14 protein-coding genes are annotated in these 17,913 nt (G+C 73.0%); 5 read left to right on the top strand and 9 right to left on the bottom strand.

All coding sequences use genetic code 11. The features are described from left to right. Positions 1 to 2 precede the first annotated feature (2 nt). The gene (locus tag ACE4Q9_RS25065) at positions 3 to 704 is read right to left on the bottom strand and encodes a uracil-DNA glycosylase (RefSeq protein WP_397986488.1); all 702 of its coding nucleotides are present in this window, start codon (positions 702 to 704) and stop codon (positions 3 to 5) included. 233 nt (positions 705 to 937) lie between these two features. Here ACE4Q9_RS25065 and ACE4Q9_RS25060 point away from each other — a divergent pair, with 233 nt between their 5' ends. Next, positions 938 to 1,606 (top strand): S4 domain-containing protein, encoded by a 669-nt coding sequence (locus tag ACE4Q9_RS25060; protein ID WP_397986487.1) that lies wholly within the window; start codon positions 938 to 940, stop codon positions 1,604 to 1,606. 250 nt (positions 1,607 to 1,856) lie between these two features. Here the strand turns inward: ACE4Q9_RS25060 and ACE4Q9_RS25055 are convergent, their stop codons facing one another. Continuing rightward, a complete protein-coding gene (locus ACE4Q9_RS25055) occupies positions 1,857 to 2,552 on the bottom strand; it encodes a class I SAM-dependent methyltransferase (RefSeq protein WP_397986486.1) in 696 nt (231 codons plus the stop codon). A gap of 181 nt (positions 2,553 to 2,733) precedes the next feature. Here ACE4Q9_RS25055 and ACE4Q9_RS25050 point away from each other — a divergent pair, with 181 nt between their 5' ends. Then, complete coding sequence (locus ACE4Q9_RS25050; protein WP_397986485.1) at positions 2,734 to 3,063, top strand: DUF6343 family protein; 330 nt, start codon at positions 2,734 to 2,736, stop codon at positions 3,061 to 3,063. Positions 3,064 to 3,111: 48 nt separating this feature from the next. Here the strand turns inward: ACE4Q9_RS25050 and ACE4Q9_RS25045 are convergent, their stop codons facing one another. The 3 genes from ACE4Q9_RS25045 to ACE4Q9_RS25035 form a co-directional block, all read right to left on the bottom strand. After that, positions 3,112 to 3,492, bottom strand: a complete 381-nt coding sequence (locus ACE4Q9_RS25045) for a tetratricopeptide repeat protein (protein WP_037653237.1) — start codon at positions 3,490 to 3,492, stop codon at positions 3,112 to 3,114. A gap of 49 nt (positions 3,493 to 3,541) precedes the next feature. Continuing rightward, a complete protein-coding gene (gene coaE, locus ACE4Q9_RS25040; RefSeq protein WP_397986484.1) occupies positions 3,542 to 4,168 on the bottom strand; it encodes a dephospho-CoA kinase in 627 nt (208 codons plus the stop codon). A 70-nt stretch (positions 4,169 to 4,238) separates the two neighbouring features. Then, complete coding sequence (locus tag ACE4Q9_RS25035) at positions 4,239 to 5,177, bottom strand: PAC2 family protein (RefSeq protein WP_397986483.1); 939 nt, start codon at positions 5,175 to 5,177, stop codon at positions 4,239 to 4,241. A 218-nt stretch (positions 5,178 to 5,395) separates the two neighbouring features. Here ACE4Q9_RS25035 and ACE4Q9_RS25030 point away from each other — a divergent pair, with 218 nt between their 5' ends. Then, a complete protein-coding gene (locus ACE4Q9_RS25030; protein ID WP_397986482.1) occupies positions 5,396 to 6,358 on the top strand; it encodes a right-handed parallel beta-helix repeat-containing protein in 963 nt (320 codons plus the stop codon). 99 nt (positions 6,359 to 6,457) lie between these two features. Here the strand turns inward: ACE4Q9_RS25030 and rpsA are convergent, their stop codons facing one another. Then, entirely contained in the window at positions 6,458 to 7,948 is a 1,491-nt protein-coding gene (gene rpsA, locus ACE4Q9_RS25025; protein WP_397986481.1) for a 30S ribosomal protein S1, read from the bottom strand. A gap of 304 nt (positions 7,949 to 8,252) precedes the next feature. Here rpsA and ACE4Q9_RS25020 point away from each other — a divergent pair, with 304 nt between their 5' ends. Both ACE4Q9_RS25020 and hrpB read left to right on the top strand, forming a co-directional pair. Then, positions 8,253 to 9,158 (top strand): class I SAM-dependent methyltransferase, encoded by a 906-nt coding sequence (locus tag ACE4Q9_RS25020; protein ID WP_397986480.1) that lies wholly within the window; start codon positions 8,253 to 8,255, stop codon positions 9,156 to 9,158. A gap of 113 nt (positions 9,159 to 9,271) precedes the next feature. Beyond that, a complete protein-coding gene (gene hrpB, locus ACE4Q9_RS25015; RefSeq protein WP_397986479.1) occupies positions 9,272 to 11,779 on the top strand; it encodes an ATP-dependent helicase HrpB in 2,508 nt (835 codons plus the stop codon). Between the two features lie 173 nt (positions 11,780 to 11,952). On the opposite strand, the gene ACE4Q9_RS25010 is transcribed toward hrpB, so the two are convergent. The 3 genes from ACE4Q9_RS25010 to polA form a co-directional block, all read right to left on the bottom strand. Then, positions 11,953 to 13,728, bottom strand: a complete 1,776-nt coding sequence (locus ACE4Q9_RS25010) for a lytic murein transglycosylase (protein ID WP_397986478.1) — start codon at positions 13,726 to 13,728, stop codon at positions 11,953 to 11,955. A 301-nt stretch (positions 13,729 to 14,029) separates the two neighbouring features. Beyond that, entirely contained in the window at positions 14,030 to 14,434 is a 405-nt protein-coding gene (locus tag ACE4Q9_RS25005) for a hypothetical protein (protein ID WP_397986477.1), read from the bottom strand. Positions 14,435 to 14,651: 217 nt separating this feature from the next. Further along, positions 14,652 to 17,378 carry a DNA polymerase I gene (polA, locus tag ACE4Q9_RS25000; RefSeq protein ID WP_397986476.1) on the bottom strand — a complete coding sequence of 909 codons (2,727 nt, stop codon included), beginning with the start codon at positions 17,376 to 17,378 and terminating at the stop codon, positions 14,652 to 14,654. Positions 17,379 to 17,913 lie beyond the last annotated feature (535 nt).

Below are 17,913 nucleotides of genomic sequence, written 5' to 3'. Positions count from 1 at the left end.
GTTCAGGACACCGGTAGCCCGGCCGTTCGTGCCGCCGTGCCCAGTACCTCGCGCAGCATCGCCGGGGTGAGCTTGCCGGTGAAGGTGTTGCGCTGGCTGACGTGGAAGCAGCCGAACAGGTCCAGGCCGTCGAGCGCGACGCGGGTGCCGTGGGTGAAGGCCGGGCGGGGGCGGGGCACCGTCCAGCCGGCCTCGGTGAACGCGGGCAGCGCCGCCTGCCAGCCGAAGGCCCCGAGCACCACCGCTGCCCGCAGCGTCGGACGCAGCAGCTTCAGCTCCTGGACCAGCCAGGGGCGGCAGGTGTCGCGCTCGCCGGGCGTCGGCTTGTTGGCAGGCGGCGCGCAGTGTACGGGTGAGGTGACCCGGACCCCGTACAGCTCCAGGCCGTCGTCGATGCGGACCGAGGTGGGCCGGCTGGCGAGCCCGAGGTCGTACAGCGCCTGATACAGCACATCGCCGGAGCGGTCGCCGGTGAACATGCGGCCGGTGCGATTGCCTCCGTGCGCGGCCGGGGCCAGGCCGATGATCAGGAGCCGGGCGTCGGCGGGTCCGAAGCCGGGCACCGGGCGGCCCCAGTACGTCCAGTCCGCGAAGGCGGCGCGCTTGGTCCGCGCCACTTCCTCGCGCCACTCCACCAGCCGGGGGCAGGCCCGGCAGCCCGTGACCCGCCGGTCCAGCCGGGCAAGGGGGCTGCTGTCGTCCATAGGATCACCGTATGCCCAGGGCGCCGCCGCCCATGCCGGCGACCGGCCCCGCATCCCGGCCTCCGCGCACCCTCCCTCCGGACGGCACCCTCTCCAGGACAGCGGCCCATCCCGGAGGCCGGCCCATCCCGGACGGCACCCGCTCCCCGGACGGCGCCCGCTCCCCCATGAGCCTTCGACCGCCCCCGGAAATTCTGTCCAGGTCGCCCGGCCCGTGGAGTTAGGGTCGGGGCATGGCTTTGGAGGATGCTGACGAGAACGTGCACCGGGGCACCGGCGAGCCGGCCGGGGCGGGACCTGCCGGAGGCACCGAGGACTCCGGCGCCCCGGCCGGCGGGCCGGCGGACTCCGCGGCTCAGCCCAAGTTCGCCCCCGAGGCGAAGCCCGCGGAGGACACCGAGGCGAAGCCCGCGGCAGACCCCACGGTCGATCCCAAAGTCGCCGCCGCGGTCGCCGCCGCCGAGGCCGCGGGTCCCGGCAGCGGTGGCACGGTCCGGATCGACAGCTGGATCTGGGCCGTACGGCTGGTCAAGACGCGTTCCCAGGGTGCCGCCGCCTGCCGTGGTGGGCATGTGCATGTGAACGGTGAGCGCGTGAAGCCGGCCTACGCGGTGCGGGTCGGCGACGAGATCCGCCTGCGGAACGAGGGCCGGGAGCGGATCGTGGTCGTCAAGCGCCTCATCCGCAAGCGAGTCGGAGCGCCCGTGGCCGTGCAGTGCTACATCGACAACTCCCCTCCCCCGCCGCCCCGCGAGGCCGTCGCCCCCGTCGGTATCCGCGACCGGGGCGCCGGCCGGCCCACCAAGCGTGACCGCCGGGACTTGGAGCGGCTGCGCGGCCTCATGCCGCCGGGATTCAGCAGCGGCATGAGCGGGCGGGAGGGACGGCCCCGCGAGCGGTGACGCGGATCGCCGGACGCCCCCCCGGCGTCTGTTTCCCATCCATCGCACACACCGGACCACCACGCCCCCCGGCGTCCACATCGCGCCCACCGAGCCGACCACATCCCCCGGCCTCCGAATCATGCACGCCGGACCCGCCGCATCCCCCGGCCTCCGCATCGCGCACACCGGACCCGCTACATCCCCCGGCCTCCGAGTCACGCCCGTCGCGCCCACCGCGTCCCCCGAGCACCCAACGCGTCCCCGACGCCTACCGAGTCCGCACGGCCCGTACCCATGTCCCGTCCTCCGTCAGATACTTGTCCACCTCCAGCCCCGCCTCCGTCAGCGCCGACTCGAACTGTTCCTTCGTCAAGGGCCGGGCGAGGAACGTCTGGGTCCAGGTGCCGTCCGGGAAGTCGTACTCGACGTGGACGGAGTCCACTCCGTCGCCGACCGGGGTCACCGAGGCGACGCGCACCGTGAAGCCTGCCGGGTCGGCCCGCTCTCTCGGCACGTTTGTGTGGTAATCGGCGCCCTCCCGCTGGATGAGTACGCAGCCGCCGTCGGCCACATGACGGGCGCAGGTGCGCAGCAGGCCCCGGCGCACCTCCTCGTCGCCGGCGTGGACCAGGAACGAGGCGAGCAGCACCACGTCGAACTTCTCGCCGCCCAGGTGCAGTTCCTCGATCGGGGCGCATATGGTGCGTGTTCCGTGGACCTGGGCCAGCATGTCGGCGGATTCGTCCACCGCGGTGACCGTGAAGCCGCGCTCCAGCAGGGGGCGGGTCATCCGGCCGGCCCCGCTGCCGAGTTCCAGGATGTGCGCCCCGGCCGGCACCGCGGCGGCGATGATGTCCGGCTCCGGCCCGACCGGCAGGCGGGTGTAGACCTCCACGGCGCAGCCGTCCGGGGTGATCGCACCGGTGCCTGTGCCCTCGTATCCCTCACGCATCTCGACCGTCATGCCCGGAGAACGGGCCGCCCCCGCCCTCCCGTTCCCGTTCGGCCACAGTTCACCCGTTCGAGCGATCCACCGCCGAACGAGAGCTGATGGGCCCGCCGAGCGGGAGCTGACGGGACCGGCACTCGCCGTGAGTGCGCCCCGCCGCCCCGGAGAGTACGTTGCAAGGAGGAGTGGTGGCCCGATGCGTACAGGCAGTGAACCGGCGACCGCGCGCAGTGCTCTGCGGGCGCGGTTGTGGCTGTGCGTGTGGGGGCTGATCTGGACGGCCTTCGGCACGGCGGTGTTCGCGCTCGTCGGACGCCCCGGCTGGGCCGTCGCCTGCGGGGTGCTGTTGCTGATCGTCACCGTCGACCTGGCCATGATCGTCCGGCACATCCGGCAGGGCCCGCACTACCAGCCCGGCCGGGACGTGCCGCCGTACCAACCGGTGGACGACGACGGGCGCCGCGCTCCCCGGCTGCCGCGGCGCGGACCCTCCTACCCCCGGCCCCCACGCCACCGGCACCCCTGAAGGACGTCAGCCCTCCGACCGCGAGGTCGGCTGTCCGGCCACCCGGCCTCAGCCGTCGAACCGCGCCGCCTTCAGATACTCCGGGTTCGGATCCAGCGCCGCGGCCAGCCGGAAGTGGCGCTTGGCCTGGTCGGCGCGGCCCTGCCGCTCATAGGTGCGAGCCAGGGCGAAATGCGCGAACGCGTTGTCCGGCTCGCGCTCCAGGACGATGGTGAACTCCAGCTCGGCGGGCCGCAGTTGCGCGGCGGCGAAGAAGGCACGGGCGCGCAGCAGCCGGGCCGCGGTGTTCTCGGGATGCGCGGCGATGACTCCGTCGAGCAGCTTCACCGCGCCCCGCGGATCCCGCGCGTGGAGCAACTGCTCGGCGGCACGGAAGTCGATGACATGCGTCTCCGGAGTGGGTCCGGGGGAACCGCTGGTCTCGGGCACTGCTGAGTCCTTCCCTCGTTCCCGGAGTTCAACGCCCCTCGCCGGGCCGCTATTCCGCGGGCCGGTCCGCGGCGGAGGTGCCGCGGGCCCGGCGCACCAGGTCGTCCCAGACCGCGTCGACCCGCTTGCGCAGCGCGTCCAGGGGGACGTCGTTGTCGATCACGATGTCCGCGATCGCGCGCCGCTGCTCGCGGGTGGCCTGGGCGGCCATGCGGGCGCGGGCGTCCTCCCCGGTCATTCCGCGCAGCCGTATCAGCCGGTCGAGCTGGGTCTCGGGGCTCGCGTCCACCACGATCACGAGGTCGTACAACGGCGCCAGGCCGCTCTCGGTGAGCAGGGGCACGTCATGGACCACCACGGCGTCGGGGGCCGCGGCCTCCTCCAGCTCGCGGGAGCGGGCGCCGACCAGGGGGTGCACGATCGAGTTGAGGACCGCGAGCCTGTCCGGGTCGGCGAAGACGATCGAGCCGAGGCGGGGCCGGTCCAGGCTGCCGTCCCCGGCGAGGATGTCCTGGCCGAACGCCTCGACCACCGCGGCGAGACCGGGGGTACCGGGCGCCACCACCTCGCGCGCGATGCGGTCCGCGTCGATCAGCACGGCTCCGTGCTCCACGAGCAGCCGCGACACCTCGCTCTTGCCGGCGCCGATCCCGCCGGTCAGGCCAACTTTCAGCATGAGCGGAAGCTTAGGCCCTGCCACCGACAGTGGCAGGGCCGGAGCCCGGACAGCGGCGGCGGCTCGGGGCTCAGGCCTCGCCCTCGCGCTCCGCCAGGAATCGTTCGAACTCGCGCCCGATCTCGTCGGCGGACGGGATCTCCACCGGCTCGGCGAGCATGTTGCCCCGCGTCTCGGCGCCCGCCGCCGCGTCGTACTGGTGCTCAAGGCCCTGGACGAGGGCGGTCAGCTCCTCGTCGCCCTCCTGGATCTGCCGGTCGATCTCGGTCTGGGTGCGCCGCGCGTCCGTGCGCAGGGAGTGCGCGATGCCGGGCAGGACCAGGCCGGTGGCGGCGGTGATGGCCTCCAGGACGGTCAGCGCGGCGTCCGGGTAAGGGGAGCGCGCGATGTAGTGCGGGACGTGCGCGGCGACGCCCAGGACGTCATGACCCGCCTGCATGAGCCGGTACTCCACCAGCTGCTCCACGCTGCCGGGCACCTGCGCCTCTTCGAAGGGGCTGGTGTGGCCGGGGACCAGGTCGGCGCGGTTGCCGTGCGGGGTGAGGCCGACGGGGCGGGTGTGCGGGACGCCCATGGGCAGGCCGCTGAAGTTCACGGACAGGCGGACGCCGAGCCGGTCGGCGATCTGCCGTACCGCCGTGGCGAAGCGCTCCCACTCCACGTCCGGCTCGGGTCCGGAGAGCAGCAGGAAGGGGGCGCCGGTGGTGTCCTGGACGAGATGGACCTCGATCGCCGGGGTCTCGTAGTCGGTCCAGCGGTCGCGCTTGAAGGTGAGCAGAGGCCGGCGGGCCCGGTAGTCCACGAGCCGGTCGTGGTCGAACCGGGCGACGACCTGGTGGGGCAGTGAGTCGAGCAGCCGGTCGACAATGAGGTCGCCGGTGTCGCCCGCGTCGATGTATCCGTCGAAGTGGTAGAGCATGACAAGGCCGGCCGATTCCTGGGCGAGCGCCATGTCGACCACGGCCAGGCCCTTCGGCTCCCATGCGTACAAACCCTGCGGATCAAGCACTGTGACCGCTCCTCCTCCTGTTCCATGGCTACAACGCGCCCTTGAACGGGGGCATTCCCGCCGCCGGTCGCTGATCAGCGATCTCCCGCAGGCCGTCTTGACGGGCCGTCACCTGGTCCGTACCTTCACGGTGCGCTGTTCACCGTGTCGGCCACGATTCACGTATGAGATCGGGGCTCGTGCGTAGGAGATCGCCCCGGAACAGGAAGGCACCCCCCATGCGCATATCCATGCCGCTCACCTCCCTGCTCGCCACGGCCGCCGTCACCGGTGGTCTGCTCCTCGCCGCCCCCGGCCCGGCCACGGCCGCCTCGATGGTCGAGGTGACGACCGCGGCCCAGCTGAAGACCGCGCTGGCCGGCGCGCGGCCCGGCGCCACGATCCATCTCGCGGACGGCACCTACAAGGGCAACTTCAACGCGACCACGCCGGCCACGGCGTCCGAGCGCATCACCCTCACCGGCTCCGCCAAGGCCGTCCTCACCGCGAGCGGCGGCTACGGGCTGCACCTGAACGGTGCCTCCTACTGGACGGTCAGCGGGCTGACCGTGACCGGCGGCCAGAAGGGCATCATGATCGACGCGGCCAAGGGCGTGATCGTGGACGGCGTCACGGTGCACGGCCTGGCCATGGAGGGCGTGCACTTCCGCGATTCCAGCACGGACGGCGTGATCAGGAACTCGAAGATCTACGACACCGGGAACGACGGCGACGGCATGGGCGAGGGCGTCTACGTCGGCACCGCCGGCACGCTGTCCGACCACAGCGACCGGGTCCAGATCCTCGGCAACACCATCGGCCCCGACGTGGGCGGCGAGAACGTCGACGTCAAGGAGGGCACGACCGGCACACGGATCGTCGGCAACACCTTCGACGGCAGCGGTCTGACGGGCGCCAACTACGACGACTCCTGGGTCGATGTGAAGGGCAACGGCGTCCTGGTCCAGGACAACACCGGCAGCCACACCAGCAACGACGGCTACCAGACCCACACCCAGCAACCCGGCTGGGGCTGCGGCACGGTCTTCAAGAACAACCGGTCGACCCTGACCGGCGCCACGGGCCCCACCCAGCTGGCCATCGACGTCACCGACAACGCCACCGACTGCACGACGACGGTCTACACCTCGAACACGGTGAAGGGCGGCAAGGGCCTGACGAATATCGGGGTGACGCCCTGACGAGGGCACCCCGTCTACCGGGCCCGGAAACCCTGAGGGGCCCCACCTCGAAAGGTGGGGCCCCTCAGCAGCTACCTGCTAAGCCTCAACGGCCTGCGTTCAGTTCTGGCCGCCGGCCAGCTTCTCGCGCAGGGCAGCCAGGGCCTCGTCCGACGCCAGGGCGCCGGAGGTGTCCGCACCCTCGGAGGAGTACGAGCCACCGGTCGCGGCCGGAGCCGCAGCCTCGCCGCCCTCGGCCGCGGCAGCGGCGTCGGCCTCGCGGGACTTGATGACCTGCTGCTGGTGCTGCTCGAAGCGGGACTGCGCCTCGGCGTACTGGCGCTCCCACTCCTCGCGCTGCTTCTCGTAGCCCTCGAGCCAGTCGTTGGTCTCGGGGTCGAAGCCCTCGGGGTAGATGTAGTTGCCCTGGTCGTCGTAGGACGCGGCCATGCCGTACAGGGTCGGGTCGAACTCGACGGCGGCCGGGTCGGCGCCGAAGGACTCGTTGGCCTGCTTCAGCGAGAGGCTGATGCGACGGCGCTCGAGGTCGATGTCGATGACCTTGACGAAGATCTCGTCGTTGACCTGGACGACCTGCTCCGGGATCTCCACGTGGCGCTCGGCCAGCTCGGAGATGTGGACCAGACCCTCGATGCCCTCGTCCACGCGGACGAACGCACCGAACGGAACCAGCTTCGTGACCTTGCCGGGCACGACCTGGCCGATCTGGTGGGTGCGGGCGAACTGCTGCCACGGGTCTTCCTGGGTCGCCTTCAGCGACAGGGAGACGCGCTCGCGGTCCATGTCGACGTCGAGGACCTCGACGGTGACTTCCTGGCCGACCTCGACAACCTCGGACGGGTGGTCGATGTGCTTCCAGGACAGCTCGGAGACGTGGACCAGACCGTCGACGCCACCCAGGTCCACGAAGGCACCGAAGTTGACGATCGAGGAGACCACACCGGAGCGGACCTGACCCTTCTGCAGGGTCGTGAGGAACGTCTGGCGGACCTCGGACTGGGTCTGCTCCAGCCAGGCACGGCGGGACAGGACCACGTTGTTGCGGTTCTTGTCCAGCTCGATGATCTTGGCCTCGAGCTCCTTGCCGACGTACGGCTGGAGGTCGCGGACGCGACGCATCTCGACCAGGGAGGCCGGCAGGAAGCCACGGAGGCCGATGTCGAGGATGAGACCACCCTTGACGACCTCGATGACGGTACCGGTGACGATGCCGTCCTCTTCCTTGATCTTCTCGATGGTGCCCCAGGCACGCTCGTACTGGGCGCGCTTCTTCGAGAGGATCAGGCGGCCTTCCTTGTCCTCCTTCTGGAGGACAAGGGCCTCGATCTCGTCGCCGACGGCCACGACCTCGTTCGGGTCGACGTCGTGCTTGATCGAGAGCTCGCGGCTCGGGATGACACCTTCGGTCTTGTAACCGATGTCGAGCAGGACCTCGTCCCGGTCGACCTTCACGATGACGCCGTCGACGATGTCGCCGTCGTTGAAGTACTTGATCGTCTCGTCGATCGCGGCGAGGAAAGCTTCCTCGTTACCGATGTCGTTGACCGCTACCTGCGGGGTGGTGGCGGTGGTCTCGGTGCTGCTCGTCATGTGGGAAAGGGCTCCGGTACGGACATTGAAGTCGTAGGTACTGCTTACGCCGGGAGCCTGTTTCGCTCTGCAGAAGCCGGACAGCCAAGGAAGCGCCACCTTTTCAGGACACCGGGTGCCCGGTGGCGCCTCGAGAACCGAGGGGACATACATACAGATGCGAGCGCAGCCTGCTACGTCTGAGGCGCGCAGGCCCGCAGCGCAACTTGTAGCATACGGGGGCAGCCGGACAGGGTCAATGCGCGAAGGCGGACACCGGGGGCGGATCGCCGTATACCCGGCAGGAAATGTCCCGCATGGCCGCGTGGCAGGGCTGTGTGACCCCCGTGGGCGGCGTACCGCCGTCCGGTGGTCGGGACGGAAGATTACGACGAGGGAGCCGATCATCCAAGAGTCCGAACGGCCCGAGCCCGAGGGGTTCGAGCCCGAAGCCACCCGTCGTGAGGCCGATGTCACGGAGAGCAGCCGGGCCAACCGGGGCTGGTGGGACCGCAACGCGGACGAGTACCAGGTCGAGCACGGCACCTTCCTCGGCGACGACCGCTTCGTGTGGGGGCCGGAGGGGCTGGACGAGGTGGAGGCCGAGCTGCTCGGCCCGCCGGAGGAGCTGAAGGGCAAGGACGCGCTGGAGATCGGCGCGGGTGCGGCGCAGTGTGCGCGCTGGCTGGCCGCCCAGGGCGCCCGTCCGGTGGCCCTGGACCTCTCGCACCGCCAGCTCCAGCACGCGCTGCGCATCGGTGGATCGTTTCCGCTGGTGTGCGCGGACGCCTGCGCGCTGCCCTTCGCGGACGGCTCCTTCGACCTGGCGTGCTCGGCGTACGGCGCGCTGCCGTTCGTCGCCGATCCGCGCCTGGTGCTGCGCGAGGTGCGGCGGGTGCTGCGGCCCGGCGGCCGGTTCGTCTTCTCGGTGACCCATCCGATCCGCTGGGCGTTCCCGGACGAGCCGGGTCCCGAGGGCCTGTCGGTGTCCGCCTCCTACTTCGACCGCACGCCCTATGTCGAGCAGGACGAGCGGGGCCGGGCGGTCTACGTGGAGCACCACAGGACGCTGGGCGACCGGGTGCGCGACATCGTGTCCGCCGGGTTCCGGCTGGTGGACCTGGTGGAGCCGGAGTGGCCGGCCTGGAACAGCTCGGAGTGGGGCGGCTGGTCCCCGCTGCGGGGCAGCCTGATCCCGGGGACGGCCGTCTTCGTGTGCGAGCGGGACTGAAACGTCCACGATCGGGTGAGGCGGGGGCCGGTCCGCCCCGGCGGGGAGCCGGAGACGAGTTCGCCCGGACGGGGACGCCGGGCGGGTTTGAAGGCCGTACGACACTTAAGAGCGTGATCCGTTACGACGCCCTGGACGCGCTGCCCGTGCGCTCCGCCCTGCCCGCCCTGACCGACGCGCTCGCGGCCGGCGGCACCGCCGTCCTGGTGGCGCCGCCCGGCACCGGCAAGACCACGCTGGTGCCGCTGGTGCTGGCGGGGCTGGTCGGGGACGGGCCCGCGCGGCGGGTCGTGGTGGCCGAGCCGCGGCGGATCGCGGCCCGTGCGGCGGCGCGCCGGATGGCGTGGCTGCTGGGTGAACGGCCCGGCGAGAGCGTGGGCTTCACGGTGCGCGGGGAGCGGGCCGTGGGGCGGCGCACGCGGGTGGAGGTCGTGACCACGGGGGTGCTGCTCCAGCGGCTCCAGCGGGATCAGGAGCTGGCCGGGGTGGACGTCGTGGTGCTCGACGAGTGCCATGAGCGGCATCTGGACGCCGACACGGTGGCGGCCTTCCTGTGGGACGTACGGCAGGCGCTGCGGCCGGAACTGCGGCTGGTGGCCGCGTCGGCGACCACGGACGCCGAGGGGTGGGCGCGGCTGCTGGGCGGAGCGCCGGTGGTGGAGGCGGCGGGGACCGCGCATCCCGTGGAGGTGGTGTGGGCGCCGCCCGCGCGCCCGGTGCGGCCGCCGCACGGGATGCGGGTGGATCCCGCGCTGCTCGCGCATGTGGCGTCGGTGGTGCGGCGGGCGCTGGGCGAGCGGGACGGTGACGTGCTGTGTTTCCTGCCCGGAGTCGGCGAGATCGGGCGGGTGGCGGGTCAGCTGGGCGACCTGGGAGGCATCGAGGTGCTCCAGGTGCACGGGCGGGCGCCGGCGGGCGTCCAGGAGGCGGTGCTGTCGCCCGGTGAGCGGCGGCGGGTGGTGCTGACGACGTCGGTCGCGGAGTCCTCGCTGACCGTGCCCGGTGTGCGGGTGGTGGTGGACTCGGGGCTGGCCCGCGAGCCTCGGGTGGATCACGCGCGCGGGCTCAGCGGGCTGACGACGGTACGGGCGTCGCGCGCGGCCGGGCGGCAGCGGGCGGGGCGGGCCGGGCGGGAGGCGCCGGGTGCGGTGTACCGGTGCTGGGCGGAGGCCGAGGACGGCCGGCTGCCGGCGTTTCCGGCGCCGGAGATCAAGGTGGCCGATCTGACGTCGTTCGCCCTTCAGGCGGCCTGCTGGGGCGATCCCGACGCCTCGGATCTCGCGCTGCTGGATCCGCCGCCGGGCGGGGCGATGGCGGCGGCGCGCTCCGCGCTGGCGGCGGTGGGCGCGGTGGACTCCGCCGGGCGCCCGACGGAGCGCGGCGTACGGCTCTCCCGGCTCGGGCTGCACCCGCGGCTGGGGCGGGCGCTGCTGGACACGTCCGGGGCGGGGGCGGAGGTGGTCGCGCTGCTCTCGGAGGAGGCGCCGCGGGAGTACGGCGACGATCTCGCCGGGGCGTTGCGCTCCGCCCGGCGCGGGGGTGACGGCTATGCGGCGCGCTGGGCCGCGGAGGTGCGGCGGCTGCGGTCCGCCGTGACGGATTCTTCCCGCGCACCCGCGGAGGCCGGCCGGCCACAGGCGGGCGCCGGGGAAGAGGGCCTCGCCGGGCTGGTCGCCGCGCTGGCGTTCCCCGAGCGGGTCGGGAAGCTGGACGGTGGGTCGTACCTCATGGTGTCCGGGACGCGGGCCGAGCCGGCGGAGGGGTCGGCGCTGCGCGGGGCGCCGTGGATCGTCGTGGCCGTGGCCGACCGGCCGGGCGGCAAGGGGCATGCGCGGGTGCGGCTCGGGGCCGCCGTGTCCGAGGAGGTGGCGCGGGCGGCGGCGGGCGCGGCGCTGGACGAGCGGGACGAGGTGCGCTGGGCGGACGGCGATGTCGTGGCCCGGCGGGTCGAGCGGCTCGGGGCGATCGAGCTGGCGGTGCGGCCCTTGAGGGACGCCGCGCCGGAGCTGGTGCGTGCGGCGCTGCTCGAAGGGCTGCGGCAGGAGGGACCGGGGCTGCTGCGGTGGACGCCGGACGCGGAGGTGCTGCGGGAGCGGCTGGCGTTCCTGCGCGCGCGGCTCGGGGAGCCGTGGCCGGACGTGTCGGACGAGGCGCTGCTCGCGGCGGCGGAGCGGTGGCTGGAGCCGGAGCTGGGCCGGGCCCGGCGGCGGGCGGACCTCGCGCGGATCGACGCCGGGCAGGCGCTGGCGCGGCTGCTGCCCTGGGCGAGCGGGGAGGCCGTACGCCTGGACGAGCTGGCGCCCGAGCGGCTGACCGTGCCGAGCGGGTCCAGGATCCGGATCGACTACCGGGATCCCGAGCGGCCGGTGCTCGCGGTCAAGCTCCAGGAGATGTTCGGGCTGCGGGAGACGCCGTCCGTGGCGGGCGTGCCGCTGCTCGTGCATCTGCTCTCCCCCGCGGGGCGGCCGGCCGCCGTCACGGCCGACCTGGCGTCGTTCTGGCGGGACGGCTACAAGGCCGTGCGGGCCGAGCTGCGCGGCCGTTATCCGAAGCACCCGTGGCCGGAGGATCCGGCGGCGGCCGAGCCCACCCGGCACACCAACGCGCGGCTCAGACGCTGACCGGCCGCGGACCGTCGCCTCGGCGGGCATGGTCTCCAGGACGACGTACGGTCGGGCCAGCGGGGCCCGCCCATGGGTCGGGCGGCCTACTGGCGAGGTTTGACGGAGCGTCAGGACCGACTGCGGCGCCCTCCCCGCGGGGAGCGGGGAGGGCGCCGTCGTGTCCGGTCGGGTCAGGAGGTGGCGGATGCGCTCGGGGACGGGGACGGGCTCGTCGTGGCGGTGCCGTCGGCGGCCACCGTCAGCTGGACGGTGAGGGTGCCGCCGCCGGGCGTGGTGATGCGCAGCAGGAACGTGCCGGTGGTGTCGTCCGCGTACAGCTTCGGCAGCGTCAATTGGCCCTTGGCGTCGGTCTTCAGACCGGTGAGGGTGCGTACGGCCTTGCCGGTGGCGTCCTTGAAGTAGGGGCCCTTGTCGTTCTCGGTGGCGTCGGTGGCGGACTTGACCAGGGTGGCGGTGGCCGCGACCTTGTCCGCGACGGCGCCCTTGTACGTCGCCTTCACCTGGACCTGGTCGGCGAACTCACCGCCCGGCGTGCAGGTCAGCGTGGTGTCACCGGCGGTGGCGGCGGTCAGCTTGTCGGCGGCGCGTTCGGTGACGGTCGCCTGGTAGCCCACGCCCTTGACCGAGCGGCCCACGACGGTGGCGGTGACCTTGAAGTCGCCGGTCTTCTCGCCCGCCGTGAGCACCGGGGCCTTGGCGACCCCCTTGGCGTCGGTGGTGACCGTGGCCACGTCCTCGCCGTCGAAGGTGGCGTCGGAGCCCGCGGAGACGGTGAACCGGATCCTGACCTTGGCCACCGGGGCGCCGGACTCGGTCTCGGCGCGGGCGCTGATCGTCCCCGTGAAGGCGTGCCCGGCCATCGCGGTGAGCTTGGTGGTGGCCGTGGTCGCGTCTTCCAGGTGGTCCACCGTGTCGGTGGGGGTGGGCGGGGCGGGCGTCCCCGGCGGGCGCGGGGCCGGGTCGCCGCCGTCCTGGCCGCCACCGGGGCCGGTGGGCGAGGGGCCCGGCCGGCCGCCCTGGTCCTTCGAACCCGGCTTGCCCTGGTCCTTCGAGCCGGGCTCGCCCCGGTGCGGGTTCGCGGGGACCGGCGGCGTCGTGCGCGGGGTGTCGTCGTCGCTGCGGTGGCTGGGCGCGGGCCCGGTGCCGTCGGGCACGGAGTAGGTGCCCTTGCTGTAGTACTCCATCCACGACAGGACGGTGTTCAGATAGTCCTGCGAGTCGTTGTAGCCGAGGATCGCGCTGTGCAGGTCGGCCTCTTGGGACAGGTCGCGGTCGCCGCGGCACAGGTAGTGGCCGGCGGCGAGGGCGGCGTCGTAGATGTTGTTGGGGTCCTTCTTGCCGTCGCCGTTGCCGTCGCGGCCGGCCCAGGCCCAGGTGGACGGGATGAACTGCATGGGCCCGACGGCCTGGTCGTACTGGGCGTTGCCGTCGTACGCGCCGTGGTCGGTGTCCTTGATGAGCGCGAAGCCGTTGCCGTCGAGGACCGGTCCGAGGATCGGTCGCAGCGTGGTGCCGGCGGCGTCGACCTCGCCGCCGCGCGCCTGGCCGGACTCCACCTTGCCGATGGCGGCGAGGAGTTGCCAGGGCAGGTTGCAGCCGGGCTTGGAGGTGCGCAGCTCCGCCTCGGCCTTCTTGTACGCGTCGAGGACCGTCGCGGGTATGCCGGCCTCGCCCGCGCCCTGGACGACGGGAGGGCCGGCGCTCGGCGAGGGGCTGGGGTTGGGGCTGTTCAGGGGCGGCAGGTCCGTGTAGTACGGCGAGTTGCCCGTGGCGTCGCCGCCCGCGGGGTCCGGTACGGGGGCGGAGGCGCCGGCCGTCGCCTGTCTGCCGTGGTCCTCGCCGGTCGCTCCCGGAGCCTGGGACGCGGACAGAGCCGCGACCGCTGCCGCGGCCACGGCGGTGGTCGCCGCCCCCTTGCGCAGCCGCCTGCCGAAATGCGCCGCCATAGAGTGAACCCCTCCCAAGGACGTCCTGCGTCCGTATCCACGTGTGTGTCCCGCCCGGTCTGACGTACGACCCGGCGTTCCGGTTGCCCCTGTGCCGCCCTTTCCCCCATTCGATGGGTGTCGGCCCGTGCGCCCGGCACGGCGCCGCTGGCGACCCTACGACAACTTGCTTTGCGGGGGCACCCGTTCGTGCCCGGTTTTCACCGGTTGGCCACCTGCCGTCGAGGTGGGCGCGCCCGGCGTTCCGCCAGGGCGGCGGCACTGGCCCGCTCTTGAGTTGGGGGGAGGGGGATGCCTGCCGTCAGAAGGCGGCGCGCGGTCCGGGGTCGCGGGGGTTCCGGCCGGCCGGGCGTTCGGCGAGGGGGGCGACGAAGACCGTGAGGGTGGGGCGGGGGCGGGACTTCGGCACCAGGGTGAGCGTGAGCGCGAGATAGCCGCGGGCCAGGTCGGCCCACTGGCGCCAGTCCGGGGCCCGGCCGGCCAGTGCGGCGGTGCCGGTCCGGGCGGCGCGGTCCCTGAGCCCGCGCCGGGCGTTCCTGGCGGCCCTGCGCAGGGCCGTGGCGGGGTCGGCGGGGATGCGGGCGGTGCTTGCGTCGGCCGCGAGGGCCGGGACCGGCGAGGCGGGCAGTGCCTGCGCCGAGGCGGTGTCCGCCCAGACCCGGCTGACTGCCTCGGGCGTCCGGCGGTGAAGCATGCGTATACCCATGCCCGCAGTGTTGCGGCTGCGGAGGGCGGGGGGCGTTTTGGCGGGGGCCACGTGAGTGACGGTCCCGCCGGGGGTTGAGCCGTCTTTGTGGTGCCGGCGCGGAATGGGGGATTCCGGGTTGCGTGCGCCGCAGGCCGGAGGGGGTGCTGTATTCCGTCGGAAATACGGCACCCCCTCACAGGTGCGTACCGGGCGCGGCGGGGCGGGGCGCGGCGGGCTAGTGCGCCGCCGACTCCCAGTCCGGGCCGACGCCGACCGAGACGTCCAGGGGTGCCTTGAGGGTCACGGCGTTGGACATCTCGTGGCGGACGAGTTCCTCGACGCGGGCGCGCTCGCCGGGGGCGATCTCCAGGACGATTTCGTCGTGCACCTGGAGGAGCATCCGGGACTTCAGGTCCGCGGCCCGCAGGGCGGAGTCCACCTTGAGCATGGCGATCTTGACGATGTCCGCCGCCGTGCCCTGGATGGGCGCGTTGAGGGCCATCCGCTCGGCGGCCTCGCGGCGCTGGCGGTTGTCGCTGTTGAGGTCGGGCAGATAGCGGCGGCGGCCGAAGACGGTCGCCGTGTAGCCCGTGGCGCGGGCCTCGTCCACGGCGCGGCGCAGATAGTCGCGGACGCCGCCGAAGCGCTCGAAGTACGCGTCCATCAGGGCGCGGGACTCCGCCGCCTCGATGTTCAGCTGCTGGGAGAGGCCGAACGCGGACAGGCCGTACGCCAGGCCGTACGACATCGCCTTGATCTTGCGGCGCATCTCCGCGTCCACCGCGGCCGGCTCGACGCCGAAGACCTGGGCGGCGGCCGTGGTGTGCAGGTCCTCGCCGGAGGTGAACGCCGTGATCAGGCCCTCGTCCTCGGAGAGGTGCGCCATCACGCGCAGCTCGATCTGGCTGTAGTCGGCGGTCATCAGGGACTCGAAGCCCTCGCCGACGACGAAGCCGCGGCGGATCGCCCGGCCCTCGTCGGTGCGCACCGGGATGTTCTGGAGGTTCGGGTCCGTGGAGGACAGCCGGCCGGTCGCGGCCACCGTCTGGTTGAAGGTGGTGTGGATACGGCCGTCGCCCGCGATGGTCTTGACCAGGCCCTCCACGGTGACGCGGAGCTTGGCCTGCTCGCGGTGGCGGAGCATGATCACCGGCAGCTCGTTGTCCGTCTGGGTGGCGAGCCAGGCCAGGGCGTCGGCGTCCGTGGTGTAGCCGGTCTTGGTCCTCTTGGTCTTGGGCAGGGCCAGCTCGCCGAAGAGGACCTCCTGGAGCTGCTTGGGCGAGCCCAGGTTGAACTCGTGGCCCGCGGCCGCGTGCGCCTCCTTCACGGCCTGCTGCACCGCACCGGCGAACATCTGCTCCATCGCGTCCAGGTGCGCGCGGTCCGCGGCGATGCCGTGCCGCTCCATGCGGGCGAGCAGGGCGGAGGTGGGCAGCTCCATGTCGCGCAGCAGATCGGCGGCGCCGACCTCCTCCAGGCGGCCTTCGAACGCCTCGCCGAGGTCCAGGACGGCGCGGGCCTGGATCATCAGGGCCTCGGCCTCGGCGGCCTCGTCCGTGCCGAAGGCCAGCTGGCCGTCGGCCGCGGCGGCGGGGGCCAGCTCGCGGTGCAGGTACTCCAGGGACAGCGCGTCCAGGTCGAAGGAGCGCCGGCCAGGCTTGACCAGGTAGGCGGCGAGCGCGGTGTCCATGCGCACGCCGTCGATGCGCCAGCCGTGCTCGGCGAAGACGCGCATGGCGCCCTTGGCGTCGTGGAACACCTTGGGGCGCTCGGCGTCCGCCAGCCAGGCCGCGAACGCGTTCTCGTCGGCCTCGTCCAGTTCAGCGGGGTCGAACCAGGCGGCCGCTCCCCCGGCCGCCGCCAGGGCGACCTCGGCGACCGAGCCGGTGCCCAGCGCCCAGGTGCCGACGGTGGCGACGCCCAGGGGCCGCGTGCCGTGTTCGGCGAGCCAGGGGGCAAGCTCGCCGGTGCGCAGGACGGTGCCGTCGATCTCGACGCCCTCGGCGGTGACCGGGGCGGTGTCGGCCTCCTCGGCGCCGGGGTCGACGGCGAAGAGGCGCTCGCGCAGGGACGGGTTGCGGATCTCCAGGGTGTCCAGGATCATCGCGACGCCCTTGCGGTCGTACGGCGCGCGCTCCAGGTCGGTGACCGACTTCGGCAGCTCGACCCCGCGCTCCAGCTCGGTGAGGACGCGGTTGAGCTTCACCGACTCCAGGTGGTCGCGGAGGTTCTGGCCCGCCTTGCCCTTGACCTCCTCGGCGCGCTCGACCAGCTCGGCGAAGGAGCCGAACTGGTTGATCCACTTCGCGGCGGTCTTCTCGCCGACGCCGGGGATGCCGGGGAGGTTGTCGGACGGGTCGCCGCGCAGGGCGGCGAAGTCGGGGTACTGGGCGGGCGTCAAGCCGTACTTCTCGAAAACCTTCTCCGGGGTGAACCGGGTCAGCTCAGAGACGCCCTTGGTCGGGTAGAGCACGGTGGTGTGCTCGCTGACCAGCTGGAAGGAGTCGCGGTCGCCGGTGACGATCAGTACGTCGAAGCCCTCGGCCTCGGCCTGGGTGGCGAGGGTGGCGATGATGTCGTCGGCCTCGAAGCCCTCGACGGCGAAGCGCGGCGCGTGCATCGCGTCCAGGAGTTCGCCGATCAGCTCGACCTGGCCCTTGAACTCGTCGGGGCTCTTGGAGCGGTTCGCCTTGTACTCGGTGAAGCGCTCGGAGCGCCAGGTCTTGCGGGAGACGTCGAAGGCCACGGCGAAGTGGGTGGGCGCCTCGTCACGCAGGGTGTTGGCCAGCATCGACGCGAAACCGTAGATCGCGTTCGTCGGCTGGCCCGTCGCGGTGGTGAAGTTCTCCGCGGGCAGCGCGAAGAACGCGCGGTAGGCCAGCGAGTGCCCGTCCATGAGCATCAGCCGGGGACGGTCGCCGCCAGGGGTCTTGTCGGTCTTCTTCGATGCTGTCTCTGCCACGCCACCGATCCTGCCACGCCCCACTGACACTCCGGACCGCGCGTGCCTCCGGCGACCGGACCGCCGAAGACGACGGGACCCGCTTTTCCGGCATCTACGGGTCGCCTCCGGCGGGGGCCGCCGGGCCGGGCGACGACGACGGAGGGCAACCGGGCGGCCCAGGGCCCCACGGAGGGCAACCGGGCAGCCAAGGACTCCACGGAAGACCACCCGGCGGCCAAGAGCCCCACCGAAGACCACCCGGCGGAGAGGGGGCCGACGGCGGGTAGCCCCCTCGCCGGGTCCCCTCGGCCGGCGCCGCGGAGGGTAGGCCGGGCGCGGGGGCGACGGCCGGGGGCCACCGGGCGGGCCGGGGCACCACAGCGGGCAGCCCCTCGCCGGATGCCGCGTCGCGGCAGGACGTCCTCGCGGCGGAGAAGAGCCCCGGCCAAGCCAGCCGGTCGGCGTCCTCGCGCTTGATCGCCTCGCAGTGAATAGACGGAGGCCGTCGGCCGACCAGTGGCACGACAGCGGGCAAGCCTCGTCGGGTCCTGCC

It is taken from the genome of Streptomyces sp. AM6-12, assembly GCF_044327085.1.
Taxonomy (GTDB): Bacteria; Actinomycetota; Actinomycetes; order Streptomycetales; family Streptomycetaceae; genus Streptomyces.
The sequence above is the reverse complement of the archived record's forward strand: the minus strand, read 5'-3'. Positions and strand labels throughout refer to the sequence as shown.

Coding starts and splice junctions, on each gene's coding strand:
- ACE4Q9_RS25060 (WP_397986487.1), top strand. CDS start 938: ATGGCTTTGGAGGATGCTGACGAGAACGTGCACCGGGGCACCGGCGAG.
- ACE4Q9_RS25010 (WP_397986478.1), bottom strand. CDS start 13,728: ATGGCGGCGCATTTCGGCAGGCGGCTGCGCAAGGGGGCGGCGACCACC.
- coaE (WP_397986484.1), bottom strand. CDS start 4,168: ATGCTGAAAGTTGGCCTGACCGGCGGGATCGGCGCCGGCAAGAGCGAG.
- ACE4Q9_RS25050 (WP_397986485.1), top strand. CDS start 2,734: ATGCGTACAGGCAGTGAACCGGCGACCGCGCGCAGTGCTCTGCGGGCG.
- ACE4Q9_RS25030 (WP_397986482.1), top strand. CDS start 5,396: ATGCGCATATCCATGCCGCTCACCTCCCTGCTCGCCACGGCCGCCGTC.
- ACE4Q9_RS25065 (WP_397986488.1), bottom strand. CDS start 704: ATGGACGACAGCAGCCCCCTTGCCCGGCTGGACCGGCGGGTCACGGGC.
- ACE4Q9_RS25055 (WP_397986486.1), bottom strand. CDS start 2,552: ATGACGGTCGAGATGCGTGAGGGATACGAGGGCACAGGCACCGGTGCG.
- ACE4Q9_RS25005 (WP_397986477.1), bottom strand. CDS start 14,434: ATGGGTATACGCATGCTTCACCGCCGGACGCCCGAGGCAGTCAGCCGG.
- rpsA (WP_397986481.1), bottom strand. CDS start 7,948: ATGACGAGCAGCACCGAGACCACCGCCACCACCCCGCAGGTAGCGGTC.